The sequence below is a fragment of the Pseudomonas sp. genome, from assembly GCF_037994325.1.
Taxonomy (GTDB): domain Bacteria; phylum Pseudomonadota; class Gammaproteobacteria; order Pseudomonadales; family Pseudomonadaceae; genus Aquipseudomonas.
The window spans coordinates 1-5,495 of sequence record NZ_JBBNAH010000343.1 but is presented as its reverse complement, the minus strand read 5'-3'; the positions used below and the strand labels follow the sequence as shown (position 1 = coordinate 5,495).

General features: G+C 62.9%; 5 protein-coding genes. All 5 read right to left on the bottom strand.

Going from position 1 to position 5,495, the window contains the following annotated elements; all coding sequences use genetic code 11:
- On the bottom strand, positions 1 to 375 hold a 375-nt coding region (locus tag AAAB16_RS11555; RefSeq protein ID WP_340663442.1), incomplete at its 3' end, for a pseudouridine synthase.
- Positions 376 to 379: 4 nt separating this feature from the next.
- A complete protein-coding gene (locus tag AAAB16_RS11550; protein ID WP_340663441.1) occupies positions 380 to 598 on the bottom strand; it encodes a cysteine-rich CWC family protein in 219 nt (72 codons plus the stop codon).
- Complete coding sequence (locus AAAB16_RS11545; protein ID WP_340663440.1) at positions 588 to 2,069, bottom strand: sensor domain-containing diguanylate cyclase; 1,482 nt, start codon at positions 2,067 to 2,069, stop codon at positions 588 to 590. Before AAAB16_RS11545 ends, AAAB16_RS11550 begins: the two co-directional genes overlap by 11 nt.
- Positions 2,070 to 2,225: 156 nt before the next feature.
- Entirely contained in the window at positions 2,226 to 4,031 is a 1,806-nt protein-coding gene (atzF, locus tag AAAB16_RS11540) for an allophanate hydrolase (RefSeq protein WP_340663439.1), read from the bottom strand.
- A 95-nt stretch (positions 4,032 to 4,126) separates the two neighbouring features.
- Positions 4,127 to 5,495, bottom strand: a 1,369-nt coding sequence (locus tag AAAB16_RS11535; RefSeq protein ID WP_340663438.1) for a carboxyltransferase domain-containing protein, incomplete at its 5' end; no start/stop codon positions are given.

Below are 5,495 nucleotides of genomic sequence, written 5' to 3'. Positions count from 1 at the left end.
GGTCGGTTGGGTGACGCGCCGCGACCACTGCCCATCGTTGGTCAGCAGCAGTAGCCCGGTGGTGGTCAGGTCGAGGCGGCCGGCCAGGTGCAGGGTGTGTTCGCGAGCTTCCGGTAACAGGTCGAGCACGGTGGGGTGCTCGTTATGCTCGGTGGCGCTGACGTAGCCGGCGGGTTTGTGCAGCATAAAGTACAGCGCCGGTTTGCCAGCCTGGAGCACCTGCTCGTCCAGCTCGACGCGTTGGAATTCGCGAACATCCAGCAGGCCATCGCATACCACCACGCCATCCACTTTCACCCGGCCAGCCGCCAGTTGCAGGCGGGCGTCGAAGCGATTGGCGGCGGGGAGGTTGGCAAGCAGCCGGTCGAGGCGCATGGGGCTATGGCGCTGTCGATTGCGGCGCTAGGGCGTCGAGCCCCTTGGCGCAGTTTGGACACAAGCAGCTTTTATCAATCTGCTCTTCACTCAAGCGCGCCAGGGCCTCGGCCGAGATCGGCGTAGTAAAACACCAGCAATCGTCGCCCTTGCTCGCCGGGTCAGCCTGGGTGCACTGGTTCAACTGCCCGCACAACGGGCAATGAGCGGCCTCAGCTGCCATACCCAGGCTCCACGCACACGCGGTTACGGCCCGATTGCTTGGCGCGGTACAGGGCGCGGTCGGCACGGTTTAGCAGGCTGTGCAGGGTGTCGCCGGGGGCCAGTTCGGTGAGGCCGATGCTGGTGTTTACTTCCAGCACGACATCGCCGACGGGGTAGCGGCTTTGTTCGGCCAGCAGACGGATTTTTTCCGCCAGGTGTTGGGCGGCGGCGGGGTCGGTGTCTTTGAGCAGCACGATAAATTCTTCACCGCCCCAGCGGCAGAGGATATCGGCCTGGCGCAGGCAGCCGCGCAGGTTGCGGGCAAAACCACGCAGCACTTCGTCGCCGGCCAGGTGGCCGTGGGTGTCGTTAAGGACCTTGAAGTTGTCCAGGTCGATCATCAGCGTGGCCAGTGGTTTCTGCTCGCGCAGGGCTTCTTGCAAGGCCTGGTTGGCGAGGATGTCAAAGCCACGGCGGTTGGGCAGGCCGGTCAGCGTATCGGTGGTGGCCAGGGCGGCGATGCGCGCTTGGTAGCGGTGCAACACGAAGTTGACCAAAAACAGCACCAGGCCGGTCACCACCAGGCAAATCAACAGGTTCAAGTACAGGGTTTTACGGATGGCCGCCAGGGCGCCGTTTTCGTGTTTATCAACAAACAGGTACCAGTTCAGCTCGGGGATATAGCGCACGTTGAGGAAGTGGCCACGGCCATGTTCTTGATAGTCGAAGGTGCCGCTCTGGGGTTTTGGCAGCTTGTCTTGCAACTCATCCAGCCCGGGTACGTCCTTTAGCGACTGGCCGACCTTGGCGCCCAGCGGCCCGCCGGTGGCGCCGGTCAGCACGATTTTGCCGTGGGTATCGACAAAGTAAACGCTGCGATCGTAGCGCTGTTGATAGGTGTCGATCAGCTTGACCACGGCATCTACGGTCAGGCCTACACCCGTGGCACCGATAAAATTGCCGTTGTAGTCGGTGACCTTGTAGTTGATGAAGAAGGTCAGGCGATCCTGGTTGGCCATATCGACATCCACGTTGATCTCGTACGGCGCGTGCATATCGCGCACGCGGAAGTACCAGACATCCCGCGGCTCGGTTTCGCTTACCGTCTTGAGCAAGCCTTTGGCCTGGTAGTAGCGACGGGTTTTTTCCGAGATAAAAAAACTGGTGAAGGCGCCGTAATGGCCCTGCACTTCGGCCAGGTAGCGGGTGACTTGGTCGACGTCCTGCTCACCGCTGAGCACCCAGTCACGCACAAACGTGTCGCGGCTCATCATCGAGGAAATAAGGATGGGGCGGACCAGGTCTTTCTGGATTTCCGAATAGACATTGTCAGAGGTCAGCGGCAGTTCGGTGTCGACAATACTGCTGCGGATCGACGCAATGGAGGCGTAATAGCTGACCAGTGAAGTGGCGAGAAAGCCGCTGCCCAGCAGCAGGAGCAAGGCCAGAACCAGATAGCGTTGGGCATTTTTTGTTGGGCGTAACGGCATGGCAACAGGAGGGCTCTGACGGGATGCGTCATGCTAGCTCGGCGGGGGCGTGGCGTCAGCTAGAACGGCGAAATGGTGCGCACAGCACACCCTACGGGACGGCGGCGCGTCGTAGGGGGGGCGGTGTGCGCACCAAGCGATGTAGCGGGGTACGCGTTAGCTTTTGCTGCGCAAGTACGCCCGCCAGCCGCCAAAGTGGCTGATATCGGTGGCGCCCGCCAACCCATAGGGCTCACAGATAAACCCGCTCTCCCAACTGCCATCGGCCAATTGCACTTTGCCCAGCCCCAGCGGCGCGGCAATGCCGGTGAGAAACGAGCCCAGCTCGCTGCTCGGCAATTCCCATACTTCTACCTCAATCGCCACGCCGCCTTCGGCCACGCGCATCATGCCCGGGCGCAAGGGCGGGCCGCCGGCTAGCGCCCACAGCTGGTAGTCGGCCGAGCTCTGCGTGGCTTGCAGCAAGCGCCCGCCGCGTTGTTTGAGCTGCCAGTTGAGCGGCAGACCGTCTAGGTGCGCGCCGCACACCACCACACGGGCCAAGTCATGGCGGGCCACGCTGGCCGGTGCAGTGATGCTCAGGCTGCGTTCGCCGGCCAATGGCAAATCGGTTTCGCATTGCAGCCCTTCGGCCACGCTCAGCAGGTATTGGTCGGTGAATGGCCGACCAAACAAGGTCACGCCCCAGGGCAAACCGTTGGCCATAAACCCGGCCGGTACGGCCACGGCGGCGTAGTCGAGCATGTTCATAAAGTTGGTGTAGTAGCCCAGGTCGGAGTTGCGTTTCACCGGCTCGGCGGCCAACTCAGCCAGGGTCACTGGGCGTGGGTAGGCGGGGGTGAGCACGCAGTCGAGCTCGGCCATGGCGCGGTCGCAGATGGCTTTGAGTTCTTGCAGACGGTATTGGGCGCGGAACAGTTCAACAGCGGTAGTGCCCGGCGCTTTTGACAATACGGCGTGGATCACCGGCAGCACCGCATCGGGCTGCGCTTCGATCAGTTCACCGGCCACGCTATAACGCTCGGCCACCCACGGGCCTTCATAGAGCAGGCGTGCGGCTTCGGCGAAAGGTTCGAAGTCCAGCTCCACGGCCACGCCACCCAAGGCTTCCAAGTGTTTGATGGTGGCGGCGAACAACGCTGGGCTTTCCGCACAACCCAAGAATTCAAGTTGCTTCGGCACGCCAAAACGAAAGCCTTGGCGCGGTACGCCAAAGGCGCTGGCGTCGTTCCACAGCGGGTTCTTGCGGCTGTAGGCGTCGGCTGGGTCAAGGCCAGCAGTCAGACCTAACAAGTGGCTGGCCTCGCGGGCGCTGGCGGTGAAGTAGGTGACGCAATCCAGGGTGCGGCAGGCCGGGATTACGCCGGCAGTGGAGAGCAGCCCTTTGGTGGCTTTCAGGCCCACCAGGTTATTCAGCGCGGCCGGTACGCGACCGGAGCCCGCAGTGTCGGTGCCCAGGGCGAAGCTGGCCAGGCCCAGCGCTACGGCCAGGGACGAACCGGCGCTGGAGCCGCCCGACGGGTAGTCCGGGTGCACGCTGTTGCGGCACGGGCCGTAGGGCGAGCGGGTGCCGTTAAGGCCGGTGGCGAACTGGTCGAGGTTGGTTTTGCCCAGCGGAATGGCGCCCAAGGACAGCAGCTGTTTTACCAAGGTCGCCGATTCACTTGGCGTATAGGCATAGGCCGGGCAGGCGGCCGTGGTGGCAATGCCGGCCAGGTCGATATTGTCCTTGATCGCAAACGGCACCCCAAACAGCGGCAGGCTGTCGGCGCTTTTGCCATCCAGCGCGGCGAGGTAGGGTTCCAGTTCTTCCGCGCTAAGCAGGTGGATAAACAGATTAAATTCGGGATTAAGCGCGGCGGCCTGTTCCCGTAGCGCGCCGATCAGTTGGCGCGGGGTGGTGGTGCCGGCCAGGTAGGCGGCCTTTAAGGGGGTTAGGCGTAGGTCAAAGGCGTGGTTCATAGCGGTTCCTTATGTGCAAACGACCCGTAGGGTGCGCTGTGCGCACCAGGCCTTATATCGGTGTACGGGGTGGTGCGCACAGCACACCCTACTGATCAGTGTTCTTCCAGCACGACTACCCGCTGGCCGGCCCTTACGGCTGACCCCGGCTGCACGCGCACTTCTTTCACCACCCCATCGCGTGGCGCCAGCAGCGGAATTTCCATTTTCATCGACTCCAGAATCACCAGCACATCGCCAGCCTTGACGCTGTGGCCAGCCTCCACCTGTACCTGCCAGAGGTTGCCGGCGATGTGGCTTTCAATGCTGTGTTGGCCGGCGCTGAGCGGCGCATCTTCACCGAGCTCGACTACGGCTTCTTCGCTGTCAAAGTGCGCTTGGCCGCTGGCGATCCAGCGTTCACGCTCGGCGTTAAAGGCGGCTTGTTGCTGGCTGCGGAAGGCGCCGATGGTGTCGGCTTCTTTGGCCAGAAACGCTTGGTAGTCGGCGAGGTTGAGCACGCTGTGTTCGATGCGCAGCGGGTAGCGGCCCAGGGGAAAATCTTTGCGGATTTGCAGCAGTTCTTCGGCGCTTACCGGGTAGAAGCGAATCTGGTCGAAGAAGCGCAGCAGCCAGGGTTTGCCGTCGAACGCGGCCACTTCGCGGTAGCGGTTCCACATCTGCAAGGTACGACCGACGAACTGGTAACCGCCTGGGCCTTCCATGCCGTACACGCACATATAGGCGCCGCCGATACCCACCGAGTTTTCTGCGGTCCAGGTGCGCGCCGGGTTGTATTTGGTGGTGACTAGGCGATGGCGTGGGTCCAGCGGCGTGGCCACGGGGGCGCCGAGGTATACGTCGCCCAGGCCCATTACCAAGTAGCTGGCCTCGAACACGGTGCGGTACACCTCGTCGAGATTGGGCAGGTCGTTAATGCGGCGGATAAATTCCAGGTTGCTCGGGCACCAGGGCGCGTCTTTGCGCACGGTGGTCATGTACTTTTCGATGGCCAATTGGCAGGCCGGGTCATCCCAGGACAGCGGCAGATGGACGATGCGCGAAGGCACTTCGAGGTTTTGCGCGGCGCACACGGCGTCCCACTCGCCGGCGATGATGCCCAGCAGGTCATCGAGGCTGAGGGTTTCCGGCTGGTAGTGCACTTGCAGGGAACGGATGCCGGGGGTGAGGTCGATGACGCCGTTAAGGTTTTTCGCCTCCAGCGCCTGCATCAGCGCATGGCCACGGAAGCGCAGTACCAGGTCGAGCTCGGGGGCGCCGATTTCCACCAGCAGGTGGGTGTCGCCGGAGAGGCGGGCGACCAGGCGGGTGTCGTTGCTGCCGAGGTCCAATACAACTGGCGAAACCAATGCCAATTGGCTCCCTCGCCCGCTTGCGGGAGAGGGTTGGGGTGAGGGGCTCTTAGTGGCGTCAGACGCAACCCTCACCCCCGGCCCCTCTCCCGCAAGCGGGAGAGGGGAGCAC

What these genes read in the sequence shown, in the direction of transcription:
- AAAB16_RS11550 (WP_340663441.1), bottom strand. Translation starts at nt 598, where the DNA reads ATGGCAGCTGAGGCCGCTCATTGCCCGTTGTGCGGGCAGTTGAACCAG.
- AAAB16_RS11545 (WP_340663440.1), bottom strand. Translation starts at nt 2,069, where the DNA reads ATGCCGTTACGCCCAACAAAAAATGCCCAACGCTATCTGGTTCTGGCC.
- atzF (WP_340663439.1), bottom strand. Translation starts at nt 4,031, where the DNA reads ATGAACCACGCCTTTGACCTACGCCTAACCCCCTTAAAGGCCGCCTAC.